Origin of the sequence: Tunicatimonas sp., from assembly GCF_049647865.1 — a bacterium.
GTDB lineage: Bacteria > Bacteroidota > Bacteroidia > Cytophagales > Cyclobacteriaceae > Tunicatimonas.
Genome location: NZ_JBARYM010000820.1, coordinates 1 through 17844, shown reverse-complemented (window position 1 = coordinate 17844; position 17844 = coordinate 1). Strand labels below are relative to the sequence as shown.

9 protein-coding genes are annotated in these 17844 nt (G+C 41.9%); 2 read left to right on the top strand and 7 right to left on the bottom strand.

The window, feature by feature from the left end; translation table 11 throughout:
- The coding region (locus WBA23_RS23730) for a methylmalonyl-CoA mutase family protein (protein WP_424584759.1) at positions 1 to 1719 on the bottom strand (1719 nt) is incomplete at its 3' end.
- Between the two features lie 572 nt (positions 1720 to 2291).
- Between WBA23_RS23730 and dnaA the strand changes: the two genes are divergently transcribed.
- Positions 2292 to 3728, top strand: a complete 1437-nt coding sequence (gene dnaA, locus WBA23_RS23725) for a chromosomal replication initiator protein DnaA (RefSeq protein WP_424584760.1) — start codon at positions 2292 to 2294, stop codon at positions 3726 to 3728.
- A 1-nt stretch (position 3729) separates the two neighbouring features.
- Here the strand turns inward: dnaA and WBA23_RS23720 are convergent, their stop codons facing one another.
- The 6 genes from WBA23_RS23720 to WBA23_RS23695 form a co-directional block, all read right to left on the bottom strand.
- The gene (locus WBA23_RS23720; protein WP_424584758.1) at positions 3730 to 4974 is read right to left on the bottom strand and encodes a metallophosphoesterase; all 1245 of its coding nucleotides are present in this window, start codon (positions 4972 to 4974) and stop codon (positions 3730 to 3732) included.
- A gap of 70 nt (positions 4975 to 5044) precedes the next feature.
- Entirely contained in the window at positions 5045 to 8467 is a 3423-nt protein-coding gene (locus WBA23_RS23715; RefSeq protein WP_424584757.1) for an efflux RND transporter permease subunit, read from the bottom strand.
- A gap of 6 nt (positions 8468 to 8473) precedes the next feature.
- The gene (locus tag WBA23_RS23710; RefSeq protein WP_424584756.1) at positions 8474 to 9649 is read right to left on the bottom strand and encodes an efflux RND transporter periplasmic adaptor subunit; all 1176 of its coding nucleotides are present in this window, start codon (positions 9647 to 9649) and stop codon (positions 8474 to 8476) included.
- 22 nt (positions 9650 to 9671) lie between these two features.
- A complete protein-coding gene (locus tag WBA23_RS23705; RefSeq protein WP_424584755.1) occupies positions 9672 to 11087 on the bottom strand; it encodes a TolC family protein in 1416 nt (471 codons plus the stop codon).
- On the bottom strand, positions 11071 to 11697 hold the full coding sequence (locus WBA23_RS23700; protein WP_424584754.1) for a TetR/AcrR family transcriptional regulator: 627 nt from the start codon (positions 11695 to 11697) through the stop codon (positions 11071 to 11073). Before WBA23_RS23700 ends, WBA23_RS23705 begins: the two co-directional genes overlap by 17 nt.
- Positions 11698 to 11918: 221 nt before the next feature.
- On the bottom strand, positions 11919 to 12677 hold the full coding sequence (locus WBA23_RS23695) for an outer membrane beta-barrel protein (RefSeq protein ID WP_424584753.1): 759 nt from the start codon (positions 12675 to 12677) through the stop codon (positions 11919 to 11921).
- A 398-nt stretch (positions 12678 to 13075) separates the two neighbouring features.
- Between WBA23_RS23695 and WBA23_RS23690 the strand changes: the two genes are divergently transcribed.
- Positions 13076 to 17844 (top strand): FG-GAP repeat domain-containing protein (locus tag WBA23_RS23690; protein ID WP_424584752.1); only part of this gene is annotated, 4769 nt, incomplete at its 3' end.

The window sequence follows — 17844 nt, the reverse complement described above, 5'->3', positions numbered from 1 at the left end:
TGGTAGCACTTGCTTAATTACATTGAACAGAGGTGAAAGATCGGCCCGAGAGTGTATAACCGCATCCAACACTTTCTCTTGTTGTAGCTTAACTAGCAACGACATTTTGCCTACCGCTACTTTTGGTACCGAAGTTAATTCGGGATGAGAGGTCGTCTCAACTAAATGTGATTCGTACCAGGCGTTATCTCCGCAAAAAATTAAAACATCTGGCCGTCCTTTCTCTAAGATAGTTTCCAATGAGTTATCCACCGTAAAATCAGGTAACCCTATAGTGGCTAGTATCTCTATAACAAAAGTTATTTTTTTTCTAACTATTGATTTATCTGCATTCAGAGGACCTAAAATGGTTAGGACAGGCTTTTTATCTTCCGACAAATTATCTACTCGTTGGCGAGTATCCTCCCAAAGCTTTATCTGCGAGGGTGAATTTGTACGGTCTGCCACCTGATTTTCCGTTATTTTTTCCTGAATATTGGCGTAGCGCGTTACACCTATCACTGCTTTTTTTTGCTGTAATAATTCTCGTTCTTTCTTCCTGGTATTTGGACGAAAGCACAGAGTAGCATCGGTTAAACCAGACTGATAATACCCCCCCTCTCCCTCTATTGCTTGAAACAGTTCCCATGCTTGTTTCACTACATCATCAATAGCCTTTTCAAAAAAGTATGAGCCATCAGCAGGGTTTTTAGTTTCGTGAAGGCTTGCTTCATGCCGAAACAAATGCTGAATATTAGCCGCCATCCTTGATCCGAATTCGGTAGTCTGACGGTACTGGTAATCATGGCTTCTTAAAGTAATAATATCGGCTTCGCCAACGGTTGCGGCGAGTGACTCTACGGTGTTTCGGAGCAGGTTTGCATCTGGATCGTATAAACTTTTATTCAGAGTTCCCGAGATAGCTCGGAGTTTAACCTGATTAGGATTAGTATCTTCTGTTTCGTAAGCATCTAGCAGATAGTATATAAGTACACGCGCTGCTTTAAACTTAACAATATCAAGATAAAACTCCCCACTTAAGCTTAACGCTAGCTCAGTTTGTGCTACTAACGATGCTATTGACACCCCTTGATTAGTAAGAATATCCCATTGAGCTACTAGCAAACTCAACGATGCTGCTAACTCTTGAACTACAGTCGCTCCATAATTTCCCAGTATATCTCCCCGAATACCGAGCAGTTGAATCTGATCATTATGGTATTTATTAATTAAGATGGCTAAATCAGCAGTTTGCTGGTTACTTAGCCCTGACGCACGACTAATTAATAATGAGTTGTATAGCGTCATGTTTAGCCGCTGTTCTTTTACAAAACGCTCAACAAATGAGGCTAGCCCATTACTATCACTGTGTTCGTAAGTAACAGCTATTGATTGCAGCTCCGGAGAATTACTCGATTTATCAATAATCTGACTACTTAGGGCTTGATCTAGTGTTAGGAACAAATCTTCTAAACCATACTGAAGTATGCTCTCAAATTCTACTTTTTTAAGCTGTTCAGCTAACATCAAACTTATTGATGGGTAGGCTGACTTATTTGAAATTATGTACTTTACTAGTTTTTTGTTACTGTTTGCTGATTGGTAAGTATTAATAGCCGACAGTTTCAAATTTTCTAATTGAAATAGATGCGGGAACGAAATGGATTCAAACGTACGTGTCTCTTTATTTGCCTGCTCTATCCACTCCCGCTCCGTTTTAGGTTGAAATTTGTCAAACATATGAATAAGTAACAGATTTACTAATGATTTAACTGGGTGTCAGCCTCTTAGGTTTCCCACCTTCATTTTACTCTCTGCATTTTCAGAAAATAGCAAATTCTTCTAAACCCAAGATTATCAAATTGTTACCATTTTTGCTGAACCTTAGCAAGAATAATTACTTTAATATCCAACTAATCTTTTTGCAAATTTTTAGGCTCATTTTTTAAAAATTTTTATGCATATGAATTTTTCAGGACGAGGCATATTTTAAATTTGATCAGTAGCAATAGTACTACTTTACGTGCTTTTTTGTCTGATACATAGGCGATTATCTTCGTAGTTTTCATTCTACCCTTAAAACTGTAATTACGTATTATACCCCTTCAGGGCAAATCTTTAATTTGCAGATTTCCAATAATAATTCAAGTCAATATCTTAGTCATTTTTTTCTTTATTTTTTTTTTCCAACCTTTACTAACGCCTCACAGACAAAGCCATGTCATTAACATTTAGTTATTGATTTAATTAAAGGTTAATAATGGTAGACTAATTGCTAATAACACTACTTGCTTATGCGAACTAACCTACTGATGCAAGAAGATCAGGTCACTGTATGGAATAATTGCCTTAAAACTATCCGCGAACACGTAGGTGAGCAGGCCTTTAATACCTGGTTTGCACCTATCAAACCGCTGCGGTTAGCAAATAAGACGCTTACCATTCAGGTGCCTAGTCAGTTCTTTTATGAGTGGTTGGAGGAGCATTTTGTATACGTGCTTCGTAAAGCAATTGATGCCGAGATTGGACTTGATGGTCAGTTAGAGTATTCGGTGGTAGTAGATAATGGCGATCAAAAAAACAAACCAGTGGCTATTAAGCTGCCTACTGCTCCGAAGAAAGAAAATAAGCGAAACAATTCGCGCTACCAAGCCCCTGCTACCGATTATAAAGGCCCGTTTTCGTTTCCAGAAATGGAGAGCCTCAAAGTTGAAACGAACTTAAACGATAAGTACAGTTTTGATACTTATATTGAAGGAGATTGTAATCGCTTAGCCCGATCCGCCGGATTTGCCGTAGCTCAAAGTCCAGGAAGCACTTCGTTTAATCCACTAATGGTGTACGGAAGAGTTGGTTTGGGTAAAACCCACCTAGTGCAAGCAATTGGTAATGAGATCAAACGTAAGCAGGGACATCAATTTGTAGTCTACGTTTCTTCCGAAAAATTTACTAGTCAGTTTATTGAGGCACTGAAGAATAATAATGTCCAGAAATTTACCAATTTCTACCTGCAAGTAGATGCGTTGATTTTGGACGATGTGCAATTTCTGGCAGGTAAGGAAAAAACCCAAGAAATTTTCTTCCACATTTTTAATCACCTTCAGCAATCGGGTAAGCAGATTATTATGACTAGTGATTGCCCCCCTCGCGATCTGCACGGACTAACGGAACGGTTACTTTCGCGATTTAAGTGGGGACTTACTGCTGATCTTCAGACACCCGATTTTGAAACCCGAATTGCAATTATTGAGCGTAAGCTACAAGCCGAAGGAGTGAGTCTCCCTTATGATGTAGTAGAGTATCTAGCGTATAATGTAGATACGAACATTCGAGAGTTGGAAGGGATTTTGATCTCGCTTATGGCTCATGCATCATTAGATAAACAAGAAATTTCATTAGCACTAGCGAAAGATATTCTGAGAAACATTATTCAGAATAGCGTTCCTGAAGTAGACATTGACTTAATCATCAAAACCGTTTCTCGCCACTACAACGTCACTTTACCCGACTTAAAATCTAAGACCCGTAAGAAAGAAGTTGTAGTGCCGCGCCAGATTGCGATGTACTTCTCCAAGGAATACACCCAGCACTCGCTAAAAGCGATTGGCTACCACTTTGGAGGACGCGATCACGCTACCGTGATTCATGCTTGCCGGGCGGTTCAAGAGCACATTAAGACTAGTGCCGATTTCTCATTGGAGATAAAAGGTCTTCAGAAGCAGTTGCAGGGTAAAAGTCCCCGACGTTAGTTTAAGTTTGCGTTAATTCTAGCATTGTAATCTCCGGGCGAATCCCTAACCTTCCCGGATAGCCAATGTAACCAAACCCTCGGTTTACATAAAGCTGTTGGTTACCTTCCTGATAAAGCCCCGCCCATTGTTTGTAGCGATACTGCACAAAACTCCAGCGGAGCTTCCCCCACTCTATTCCTACTTGCCCCCCGTGCGTGTGCCCCGAAAGTGTTAGCTCAATATCTGAGTGGTGAGGCCGAACCTGCGCATCCCAGTGGCTAGGGTCGTGCGAAAGTAGGATACGAGTGTCCGCTTCTTCTGCCCCCTGGTAAGCTTTGTTAAGGTGACCGTACTGGGCAAAGCCACCCGTACCCCAATTTTCTACTCCAATAATCGCTAAACGATGGTTATCAATAGTAAGAATCTCATTTTCATCGAGTAGAAGCTTCCAGTTCATTAACTTATGAGCTAACTTCAGGTTTTCCAGGTTGGCTTGCTTTACCTGAGGCGAAGGCCAGGAAGTATAATCACCGTAATCATGATTTCCCAAAATAGAATAAATACCTAGCGGTGCCTTCAGCTTGTTTAGTACCGGAATATACTCTTCTACTTCCGAGGCTTTATTATTTACTAAATCACCGGTAAAAAATATTAAGTCGGGCTTTTCAGCCATTACCATTTCAATACCATTTTTAACAGCATTTTTATTAAAAAAGCTACCTGAATGAATATCGGAGAGTTGCGCAATACGAATACCTTCCAAGCCTTTTGGCAAGTTAGCGATAGGAACTTTTACCCGATGAATCCGGTAGTCGTGCGCACCAGAGGCTATGCCGTAGCTGAGTCCTAATGCGGGAACCACAGTGGCCACTACTGAAGCCCGAGCTAAGAATTCGGAACGGCTAATCCCCGTTGCACCTTCGCTGGCAGTATCGCTCGCGCTAGTGGAAAATTGAGCGTACGCCCATTGTCCTAGACGAACCACATCATCAATTACTAGCACCATGCTACCAAAAAACTTGGATGCGTAGTTGATAAAAATCCAGGCAAACAAAAAAGTACGTTGCCCATCGGTTAGTACGTTTTTTCCTCCAAAGTTGTAGAAGAGAAACCCAACTAATGCTACTAAACTAATAATCCAGTAAATAGCGTAGATTGTGCGCCTAGGATACGGCGCCAGATCATCAGTTAGCACTTTGAATGCCTGGAAAGCGTAAAAATCTAACAGAATAAACAGTCCGGCCAATAAGATAATTGAAAGCATTCTAGGCATATGATTAAATCAAAAAAACCCAACGTGTATTGTTGGGTTTTAAGACGGTTACTACTAAACTTTATTTTGCGGCAACTACCGGTTTTTTACTGGATATTCGCATTTTAATTTTATCAACTAATAAATACATTACGGGAACAACCACTAAGGTAAGAAACGTAGCGAAGATCAAACCGAAAATTACCGTCCAAGCCATTGGTCCCCAAAAGTCGGCATTAAAGCCACCATAATAAATCTGAGGATCAAAATCAGACAGCATAGTTGCGAAATTAATATTCAACCCTATTGCCAGTGGAATGAGCCCTAGCACGGTGGTGATGGCGGTAAGTAATACCGGGCGCAAGCGAGTTTGCCCCCCCTCAACAATACTACTAACGATTTTCTCATAGGGAAGCACTTCATCCTCTTGTAAACCAAACTCCGCGCGGTGCCTTTCTCGGATTAAATTAGTATAGTCGAGAAGTACAATGGCGTTATTTACCACTACCCCGGCCAATGAAATAATTCCAATTCCAGTCATAATCACTACGAAGTTCATGTTGAACGTAACCAGTCCTAAAAATACACCAATAGTACTTAGTAAGACTGACATCATGATGATAAACGGTGTAGCGATTGAATTAAATTGGGCAACAATGATCAAGAAGATCGTCATTACGGCAATGAAGAGGGCTCTTAGTAAAAACTGGCCCGATTCCTCTTGCTCCTGCTGCTCACCGGTAAATTTCACCTCATATCCTTCGGGAATATCCATATCATCCGTTAGCTCCCTCAGTTCGTTCACAATTTCGGTAGCGTTATAGCCTTCTAGTACGTTAGAAGATAAGGTAATCACCCGATCTAGGTCTTTCCGCTTAACCGAACCGTAGGTTGAAGAATAGTTTAGATCAGCTACCGACGAAATCGGAATCTGACGCAGGTTTCCAAATTTATCACGAAAAGTAATCCGCTGATTAATCAGGGCGTCAACATCGTATCGATATTCGTCTTTTAAGCGGAGCTGAATTGGATGATCATCTTCTCCATCTTTGAACTTGGATACTTCTGAGCCAAACAGGGCGGTTCGCATTTCGGTCGCAATAGTTGCCGTTGATAGACCAAACCGGCGGGCCTTGTCCCGATCAATATTCACAATTAGTTCGGGCTTTCCGGTTTCTAAATCTGATTTAAGCTCCTCAATTCCTTGAATACTTGAATTCTCAATATCAGCTAGAAACTTCTCCGTAAACGAAATTAGTCCGGGGTAATCTTCCGAAGATATTTCTATGCTTATTGGCTTTCCTACAGGTGGTCCGGCGGGGGGTGCCGAAACGGTGACCAGCACTCCTGGGTAACCGCTTACCGCTTCTCGCACTTCTTCCATCACGCGGGTAGTAGAGATGCCATCACGAAGTTGGTAGTCGATGAAAGATACATTCACCCGAGACTTGTTAGGAGTTTCACCCGGGCTTACCCCTTCGGAAGGATCATTTGTGTTTTCGCCTACCTGAGAGATCACTGCTTCCACTATTTGGTCGTAATGATCTAAGGTTTCAAAGATCTTCGCCTCCATCTGTTTGGTAACAAAATTCGTTGCTTCAATATCAGTACCCACGGGTAACTCTACAAACACATTAAAGTAGTCAGGGTCAATACCAGGGAAAAATTCAACCTTGGGTTGCTTAGCCCCTACTAGCATAATAGAAAATATGAGTAGGCCTACAGTACCAAAGAAAACGAAGTAGGGTGTTTTACCGTTTAGCGCCCAACGCACTGTGCGCGTATACCCACGCTCCAGTTTAACCAGCAGAGTATCTTGAAACCACTGGATGGCGGGGGTTAGTACATAAATATTAAACGGAATAAGCAGTGCTCCAATCATTAATAGATTGGCAATCGTAAAGTTTTGGAAGATGTAAAATAGGATTGCAACCACAACCATAACACCCGCAACGATCATCAGTCGCCTTTTTTTCTTGTTAGTAGTAGTGCCTTTCACTTTCATGAACATGGCGGTGAGCACCGGATTGATAACTAACGCAACAAACAAAGACGACGATAATACAATGATTAGCGTAATGGGCAGATAACGCATGAACTCGCCGATAAGTCCTGACCAGAACGCCAGAGGAAGAAATGCTGCCAAAGTAGTAGCGGTAGAGGTAATAATTGGCCAAGCAACCTCGCCTACGCCTTCTTTTGCCGCTTGCACCGAAGAATAGCCCTCCTGCATCAGTCGGTAAATATTCTCTACTACCACAATTCCGTTATCCACGAGCATTCCTAACGCTAATATTAAAGCGAAGAGCACCATCAGATTAATAGAAATGCCAAAGAAGCTAAGCAGCATAAACGACAGAAACATAGAGAGTGGAATCGCAATTCCTACGAACAAAGCATTTCTGAGATTCAGGAAGAACATCAGGACCAGAATTACCAAGATAACCCCCATGATAATACTATTCTCCAAGTTGCTTAACTGAAGCCGGGTGTACTTGGATTGATCGTTAGTGATGATAATTTGTAAATCTGCCGGAAAACGACCCGCTTGAGCATCTTCTAGTATCACCTTAATCTGATCTGAAGCAGCTAGCACATTTTCACCTTTCCGCTTTACTACTGAAAGCGTAACTACCGGATCACCATTATTGCGCGAGTAACTCGAGGCTTCTTCGTAAGTATCGCTTACTTCGGCTACATCGCGGAGATAAACTATTTTATTTTCCTCATTTTTAATGATCACATCTTCTAACTGATTCACTTCAGTGAACTCACCTATTACCCGGAGCGAGCGGCGAAAGTCATCTGCTTTAATGTTTCCCCCAGATATGGTTACATTCTCCGCCGATACGGCATTCTGAATATCCGAAAAGGTAACTTCCCGCGCATCCATTTTATACAAATCTGCATCAATTCGAATTTCTCGCTCCAGGGTACCGCTAAGGTTCGCCTCCTGTACTTCCGACATCGATTCAATCTCATCTTGAAGATACTCACCGTAGTCTTTCAGTTCATCAATGCTATAATCGCCAGAAATATTAATGAACATAAATGGCAAATCTTGTAGATTAACTTCAAATACATTCGGGTCTTGATCCAAATCGGTAGGAAGTTCACTCTGGGCTTGGTCTACCGCATCCTTTACATCTTGTAAAGCCTTCGATATATCAACGTCAGGATTGAACTCTACGATCACGGTAGAAAAATCTTGAATCGAGGTTGAGTTGATTTGATCGACACCCGTAACTCCTTTGACTTCTTTTTCAATAGGGCGGGTAATCAGATTTTCAATATCCACCGGCGAGTTGCCCGGATAAGGTGTACCCACGTAAATGGTGGGAATTACCACTTCGGGAAAATTCTCCTTGGGCATGGAGAAGTATGAGGTAACTCCTAACACAACAATAATGAAAGTAAGAATCAGGACGCTCGTACGATTATTAACCGCACCGGAACTTATTGCGAAGTTACGGACAACGCGCTGGGATTTTTCTTGACTTGCCATATGATATTATTTATTAAGCGAAAGACTTGACGCTTCTTCGTTGGCTATACTGATTCGTACTCCTTCGGCTACCTCGCGGAAGCCTTTATCAATTAGCACTTCGTTACCCTGAAGTCCGTCCGCTATTACTGTTTCGTTTTTATAAGTCTGCCCTCGATCAATATGCTTTTTTGCTGCTACTTTACCTTCACCTTCATCGGCATTCTTGGCTACAAACAGATAATCACCTTTAGTATCTTCTAAAATCAGTTTGGTCGGTACAACAATAGCATCTGGTTTCTGATAGTCCATAATACGTAGCACGGATAATAAATTCGGGCGTAAGAACTCTAAGCTATTGGACAGCTTCACCTCAACTTTAAAAGTGCGGTTATTTTCATTAATCACTTTTCCTACCGAGCTGACTGCACTTTGAATAGTTTTGTCTAAAGAAGGGAAATTAACTACTACACTATCTCCCCGCTCAAACTCACCTAGAAATGCTTCCGAAATATCGGCTTCAATAAACATATCGGTTAAACTCACTAATCGTAAAACCGGAAATCCGGGCTGAGCCATCTCCCCTTCTCTTACAAAGATTTCGTCAATGGTTCCTGAAAAAGGAGCGCGAATAACATAGTTATTTAGTTGAGCTTGCAGTGAAGCAATGCGACGCTCTAACGATTTCACCCCGTTTTCGGCTTCCAAATACTGGAATTCTGTTCCAATATTTTGATCCCACAGATTTTTTTGTCGGTCGTAGCGGGTTTTGGCCAAGTCCAGTGATGTTTGTAACTCTTGAATATTCCGACGAAGAGTTTCTCCGTTTTGGTTCACTAGTACCTGTCCCTTCCGCACTGATTCACCTTCCGAAACCGATAATGCGGTGACCATTGCGGGAGCTTCCGCACTGATAGTGATGTTCTTTCGGGAGGTTACCGATCCTCGTACTTCAATGTAGTGTTCAAACGTTTTTTTAACCACCGGGAGCGTCGTTACTAAGGTAGTTTTTTGCGTTTGTTGAGCAAATGAAGGATCTTCTTCGGCTATTTCATTTTCTAAGGTGATAATCTGATCTTCCAGCAATTTTAACTCTTGCTGATACTCTTTTAATTGCTGCTTTTTTTCGGCAAGCTCACTGTTGTCGCTTCCGCAAGCCATCAGTAGGCTTATTGCAATAAAGCTTACTAGTACTGTTTTCATAAGTATAATATAAGGGCGGTAATTATGGTTGAACTAAAATTCCTAAGGCTTTTTGCAAATCTACTTTGGCAATTAATGCATCGTAGAGGGCACTAAAGTAGTTGGTTTCAGAAGCTTTGAGCGCATTATTAGCATCAACAACTTCAAGGTTAGAACCTACTCCTTCTTGATATTTGATATTTGTGATCCGAAAAACTTCTTGAGCTAGTTCTAAATTCTCCTGCTGCACCTCAAGGGCATCTACTCCGTTCTGTAACGCTACTCTCGCTTGAGCGATCTCCAAATCAATTTGATTGCGCAAAAAGCGCGACTGCAACTCAATCTGCTGAGCTTGCACTTTATTTTTCTGGATAGCATGGTGTTTTCGCAAACCGTCGAAAATGGGAATATCTAGTGTAACGCCCCAAAAGCCATACTCAAACCATAGCTCATCAAAATTAGTAATTTCACTAAAATTATTTACCCCGGTATTGTAGCCAAAAGCAGCATTTGCAGTAAGCTTGGGAAGATACTGAAACCGGTTATTTTTCATATCTAGTTGCACTAGTTCTTGGTTAACCAGCACCTGAGCGTATTCCGGACGCTGGTCGTATCTGAACTCCGACTCAGCAGCCACTTCAGGGTCAAAGTCGATATTGGCAATATCATCCGTCAACGTAATTGGTTGTTCAACGGGTATACCCATCTGAAATTTAAGCAGATAGTAACTCAGCTCAGTTAAACGGTCGATATTGCCTTTCTCCGTCTTAAGATTATTGTACTGAACCGAAAGGCGGTCAACATCAATCTTTTCTACGAAGCCATTCTCGTATAATAATTTTGTTTCCCGAAGCAGCGTATCTAGGCGGTTGAAGTTACTTCCTATTAACTCCTGTCTTTCTTGGTTAACCAGAATCGTATAATATGCTTTTGTCACCTGTTCAGCCACTTGCACTTTGTTTTGCTCAAAACTCCTTTGAGCTAACTCGGTATAGGTACGAGCAGCCTGTAACCCAACAAAATAGGAGCCATCAAAAAGCATTTGAGAAAGTGTTATTCCTGCTGTGCTGGAGTGTTGCACCCCAAAAGCCGCCGCAATAACACCCGGCTCGGGAACCTGACTTCCATCCGGTAACAGCTGCTCTTGTAATAAAACCTGGTAAACCGAGGGTGAGATAAAGTCGGGAAGAAACTGTCGCTGAATTGCAAAGTTATTATTGTAGTTAATAGAGCCATTAATCTGGGGCAGTCCTTGCGCTTTGGTAACACCTACATCGGCTTGCGAGATTTTATTTTCCAGATCAGCAATCTTTATAGTTTCACTGTTCTGAAATGCATAGTTCAGGCAATCGTCCAGCGTTAATGGTTGGGTGATATCAACTTCGCTCGTTTGGGAATAAACACTGTAACTATTAAATAGCCACAATAATACCCCAAGAATACTAATTTTTCGCAGCATGGGTAGTGAGGGTTTTAGCGTAATTTTCAAAAAGTTCTACTCCTTTAGGTGTTAAAAGGCCGTAACAGAAATTGTAAAAGATTTGCAACTGAACCTCAGTCCAGTCAAACTCATTTTTAGGGAATATTTGGTCGTCAAAGGCAATATGCTGTTGTTCAATTCGTAGCTTAGCCAGTATCTTTGGATTTATATCGGCCCGATAATATTCCTCTTCAATCCCTTTACGAATGGAGCTTTCTACTGTTTGTAAAAATATCGAATCTTTGAAATTCTGGTAGATTTCCCAAGCTCCTCGGTGGTACTTCTGAATATCGAGCAGGATTGACGGATTAACGTCTACAATATGCTGCCGAATGTACCTAGTAATCAGGTATAATTCATGAATAGCATTCTCGGACCGGTTTTTAATATCCTCGATCAACTGCTTTTCTCTTTCCAAAATTCGGAGAGTTGCTAGTTCAACAACTTCATCTTTATCGGCGAAGTACTGGTAAATTGTTTTTTTGGAGATGCCCAACTTCTTGGCTATGTCGTCCATAGTTACACTGCGGACACCATATTTTAAAAAAAGTTGCTGCGCTATATTTGCTATTTGATCTTTACTTTCCAAAACTTCTAACTACAAACTAGGGAAACTTCTAAAATTTTATCAGTTTCCTATGCCAACGATAGTTTGAAATTTTGGTTGAGCTTTCCTCAAATATTTTAAAAAATTCTTTTCACAAAAGGTGGGCAATAAGTACGAGAGGATTATAGATCATTATATCCCTACGTCCGCCTTAAATTCTATTGATCTAAGTCCCCTTTGTATCTCTATAAAGAAGTAGAAATCTACTTTTCTTTCTGCCTAGTGCTTTTACCTTTGCGTTTCATTTCAAATAAATCAAAAGAAAAAAGGTAAGCGCAAGAAAGCGAGAATACATTGAAGGTATGATCTAAAGAGATGTCATAAAATATAAAGGGTGCGTAAGTAGAGTTAGGTTTTGCTAAGTTAGTATGCCCCCACTCAAACCGCGCATCTACTTTAAGCTGGTTCTGCTTTATAGGGATTGTAGTTCCTACTCCTACCTGAAGGCCTAATTGCCAGCGGTTAGGGTCGGAAACTACAAAGCGATCATCGTCTAATACGCCGCTGTATTCTATTGTATAGCGTGTTCCGTTTTCTAACTCTCCCTCTACTAGCTCAGGCACTAAAGCTTCACCCCGCCCCGAAAGCCAGTAGTTAATGACTGGCCCAGCCATCACATTTATTTTGTAGTAGCCTACCGGATAAGAATATTGAAATAGTACTGGTACTTTTATAAAATTATGTGACTCCTTGAAGTACGAGAAACCATCGGTGCCTGCTACAGATTTCTGCTGATATTGGTACAGTAATTCAGTAGATAGGCCAAAATTATTATTTGCAAGAAAAATAAGTGAAACACCTCCAGCGGCTGCTGGTGCCCACTTTCCTTGATTACTCTGGGCAACTACCAAATTATCAAAAACCGGGCGGGCTAATGAAGCGGACACCACTGGCCCTACTTTAATTTTCTGAGCTTGGACTGTAGCAGCCGCTAAAACTAGTACAATAAATAGATATCTCATTTCTACCTTATTATCTAAACAAAGATATAGATTCTTTTGCCTACATAATATACTTTAAAGATTAGCTATTGCTTCAAAAATACAATTTCAAGTGGTTTTCTTTTGATAAATCTATAAATATTTACGATTTATCACTTTTTACCTAAAACTAAGAGTAGATTTTCTTTCTGCTTAATTGCAAGTTGTAGCATTAAACAACACCTATATACTACTATATCTACTCAATCTGCGGATAATTTAAATTACTAACTGCATTTTATCACAAAGTTGGAGCATTCCATACATCAGTTTAATGAACTCGTTTTTTGTATTTAATCAAGATTGAATAATGCCGTACTTTACAATATACTTAAGAAGGTATGAACATCTTGTATGCTTTCTTATGCAAAGAGAAACTTATGAAGTATTGGTATACATTAGTCGCTTGCTTACCGTTTACACTTGTTTTACTTCAACAAGCAAATGCTCAAACGATCAATCCCAATTGTTTTGATCCGAGTCACCCCGATTATGGTAGTACTCTATGTGTAATTCAAAGAATAGAGGGTGATGATGGTGCTGGTAATCTTTTTAACTGCAACGATGGAGTCGATAATAATGGGAATGGTTTAACCGACTGTGAAGAACCTAGCTGTAATTGTACCCCACCCCCTCAACCTGCTACTGAAACTGACTGTGGCGATGGGGTTGATAACGACGGCGATGGACTAATAGACTGCCAAGATCGAGATGATTGCGGGTCTTCAGTTCTGTGCGAAAATGACTGCGGCGATGGAGTAGATAACGACGGTGATGGCTTTTTTGACTACTATGATGGCGATTGCTTATCTGACCCCGACAACCCTAACAATTACATTGTCCTTCAGCCCGATTGTGAAGCGGTTCCAGTAGGTAATGTATTTAGTATTCAAGCGGCCGACTCATCGGCTAACCGAACTAGTGCCGCCATGGGTATGCCGATGGTAGCCGATGTAGATAATGATGGAACCCCCGAAGTAATTACGACCAACGGACAAAACGGAATGATCTACGTGCTAGATGGTTCTGATTTATCAACTATTGAAAATCAGCGTGATTTTGGTCCTGAAACCCGGGGCTACCCGGCAGTGGCTGATGTAGATGATGATGGGTTTGGAGAAATATTTATCGTCAGCAACGACAATCAGATTAAAGCCTACCAGCACGATTTATCTAATTATTGGACAGCAACCTCTACCGGATTTACCAGCGGAAGAATAATTAATGTAGCTGACTTTAATCTAGATGGAACCCCTGAAATCTATCAAGTCAATGAGATTAGAGATGCAACTACCGGAAACGTATTAGTTCAAGGAAGTCATGGTACAGCCACTTATCCTTCTGCCAATGATTGGCAAACTGAGCTAAATCCTGCGCCCGTAGCTGTTGATATGTTTCCCGATGGTTTTTGCACCGACTGCCAAGGGCTAGAGTTAGTGGTTGGTCATATTGTTTATTCGGTTGATATTGCGGGGGGGCAACTAAACGAGGTTGCCAATATGAATAATGCGGGCACGCTTCCCGCAGATTATCGTGCTGGTGGGTATCATCCTAAAGACGCTAATTTTACCAATCAAAGTTGGAGTACTACTAGTGTGGTAGATTTCAATAATGATGGGTTCTTGGATGTAATTATGGGAGGTACTACGGGTGATGAAGACGGCCCCACATCAGTATTTTTCTGGGACGTTCAAAATAGCGTTGTAAGAATGTTCGTAGTGGCTCGTCCGGGAAATACTATTACGGCTAACCGCGGCAATTTTAGAGACCTCAGCGGCGGAGGATGCGATAATACTACTGAGCTTTGTACTTGGCGCCGAGGCTTGGGAACGGTTAATATTGCCAATATTGATGGCGATCCGGAACTAGAGATAACTTTTATGTCAGGGTCTAGCCTTTACGCCCTCGATCAAAATCTAAATGTAGAGTGGGAAAATCATGACCAGTTCTGGGAATCTTCCTCGGGTTTTACCGGAACCACTATTTTTGACTTTGATGGCGATGGTGCGTCGGAAGTAATTTACCGAGATGAAATTAATCTTTACATTATAGATGGTGTAAGCGGCCGAATTATTAACGGCTTCCTAGATGGATCTTTTTGTAGCTCGCAAACCCAAGGCGAATATCCTATCGTAGCCGATGTAGATGGAGATGGCGAAACGGAAATTATTCTATCCTGCGGACGTGATCGTAATACTTATGGTGAGTCGCCTGCAACTTCGGGCACCCGGACGAATGGTCATATTAAAGTATACAAAGCAGCGAATGACAATTACTGGGTACCGGCCCGCCGGGTCTGGAATCAGTTCTCTTATTTCAACGTCAACATTAATGATGATCTGAGTGTGCCTATATTTGCCCAACCGCACCATCTGAGCTTCTCACAGTTATGTAATGATCCTAGTGCGGTTGATATCTTTTCTCTAAACAAATTTCTCAATCAATCGCCCCGTATTAGCTACTGTGGAAATTTGGTTTTTCCGGCAGCCAAACTCGACTTTGTAGGCGATAGTACCCGTATTATTCCCCCGGAGTGCCCTAATCAAGAATTCCAGATTCGTTTGTACATCGAGAACAATGGCGACGAAGAGGTAGAACGTCCTATTCCTATCTCCTTTTACAGTGATGATCCTCAGCAAGCCTATGCCGATACGGATGAGGACCCGCACTTTGCCGTAGTAGAAATTGAGATTCCTGGTGGTTTGCAACCCGGTAGTTTTATTGATACTGTACTTACCGTGGCTGGCCCCCGGGGCAACTACACTTTATATACCTCCCTTAATGATGTTGGTCCCTACGATGATCTAGGAAATAAAATTGACAATTCGGCATTTTATCCGCTAACAACACTGAATGGTCCTGTGCGAGAGTGCGATGATACTCCTACCATTGTATCAGTCAATGTGGACCCTACTCCGTTTTCCGTGCAGGTTAATAAAATACAAGATAACCGTAACTGTCCGGGAGCTATCGCTACCGATAATAATGGTGAAGCAGCAGTACGCGCTGCCGATGGTTCGGCCTTACCTATTTCTGAATATTCTTTCACTTGGACGAATATAGCTGACGGAAGCATTGTTAGTACTTCACCCATTGCTACTGAGCTTGATTCAGGAACCTACGAAATTGTAGCAGCGTATGACAATGGAGTATTTACCTGCCAAGGAATTGCTGATACGGTACAAATAGAACGCTTAGAAGATTGGCCTACTGCCGATACAGTTACTATTGAAGAAGTACAACCAGTATCAAGTTGTGACCCCGGCACATCCGACGGTCATTTGCGGGTGCTGCTCAACGGAATTACACCCGATCTGACTAATTATAGCATTTACTGGTTTGATGAGGAATCGACCGAGAATGATACTTTAGCCGTGGGCAACGAAGCTACCAATTTGATACCACTACTCTACAAAGTGGTAATCAACAACCTGCTCACCGGATGTTCCGAAACAGTAACCTATGATCTCACCCTAGATATTCCGCAGGTTAGTAGCTTGACTACAACTGATAATACCAACTGCTTGAGTCCTAACGGAACAATTACGGTAGAAGTAGATGGTGACGAAGCCAATTATGATTACATGCTCATTCAAATGAGCCCCGCTCAAGATACAGTCTTTAGTAATGATCCTTCCTTTGCTAACTTATCAGAAGGAATTTATGAAGTACGAGCCTACGATCCTACCAATAACTGTGGGTTATATACTACCGGAGAAGAGGCAGAAATCTTCCGAGCTACCACTGCTCATACCATTACTCCTACCGTACAGCAACCTCAGACTGCTTGTAGCTTCCCGTATACTGGCCAGCTCACGGCTACTACAGCTGATCCAAGTTTGTTTACTTGGGCTTGGTACCGTGGCACCGTAACCAATGGCCCATTAGCTGAAGTAGTAAGTAGTGACTTTACTACGCCCGATACGCTAAGTACTAATCTTACTAACGTCTATACAGTTGTCGCTACCGAAATAGCTACTGGCTGTAGCTTTAGTGAAGCTATTACCTTAACTGAAAACGTTGTTATTCCGGCGGTTGATCCAGCGGATGTCAACATTATTCAGCACCAGACTACCTGTGAGCCTAATGGGCAGGTACAGGTTTCGGTGGGTGGTGCAACTACTGGCTACCGGTTTAATCTTCAGCAGGGAAGCACAGTGATTGAATCAAACTTCACGGGGGTATTCGTCGGCCTGGAAGCAGGACCGTATTTTGTTACTGCTGAAGATACTGCTACCAGCTGCGTATCGAGTCCATCGGTCATATTCCGTATTGACAACCGGATCACACCATTCGGTACGATAGCAATTGCGCAGACTCCCCAAACCAATTGCAATCCGACTAACCCGAATGGGGCACTTAGTGCTACTGTAGGTGGAAGCACCACCGGATTCACTTTTAAATGGTTTGTAGGAGTAGATACAGCTTCAGCTTACAGTCCTCAACCAGCCATACCTAGTCAATTAATTGGCATCCCTGCTGATAATTACGTGTTAAGTATTTATAACCAAAGCACTGGCTGCGATACTTTAATTTACACTTCAGTAGTAGACGAGTCAGCTGACTACTTAGAAACTATTATTGCTACCAAGCTGGACGATCAGCGTTTCTGTACACCGGGTGTTTTCAGTGGCAGCATTGAAGCTAATTTACTACCTTCCACTTCTGGTGGTGTTCCTGATACGGCTAGTTACACTTACTACTGGTATCAAGGAACCAAAAATCAGGTACGTAACGGGAGTGCAACCACGATTCCTGGACAAAACCGTTCGGTTGTTACTGGCCTAAATGTTGGCTGGCACTCCGTACGGGCGGTTCGTAACGATGGGTCTGATTGTGCTGCGTTAGATACGGCCGAAGTTTTCATACAAGATGCTCGAGACTTCCCAGTAGCCGGAATAAATGTAGACATCATTAGTCAAACTTCCTGCGAGGCAAACAACCAAAACGGGGGCTTACGAGGCGATGTAAGCGGTAACACCACCGGTTACACATTCACCTGGTATCAATTGGTGAGTGGTGTGAAAGTACCAGTTACGGACAATAATCCCGATGCAGTAATTAACGGGTTTGCCGTAGATAGTATTGGGGTTGGCACGTACATTCTGGAGGTAGAAAATACCGAAACCGGATGTACTGGTGATGAGCA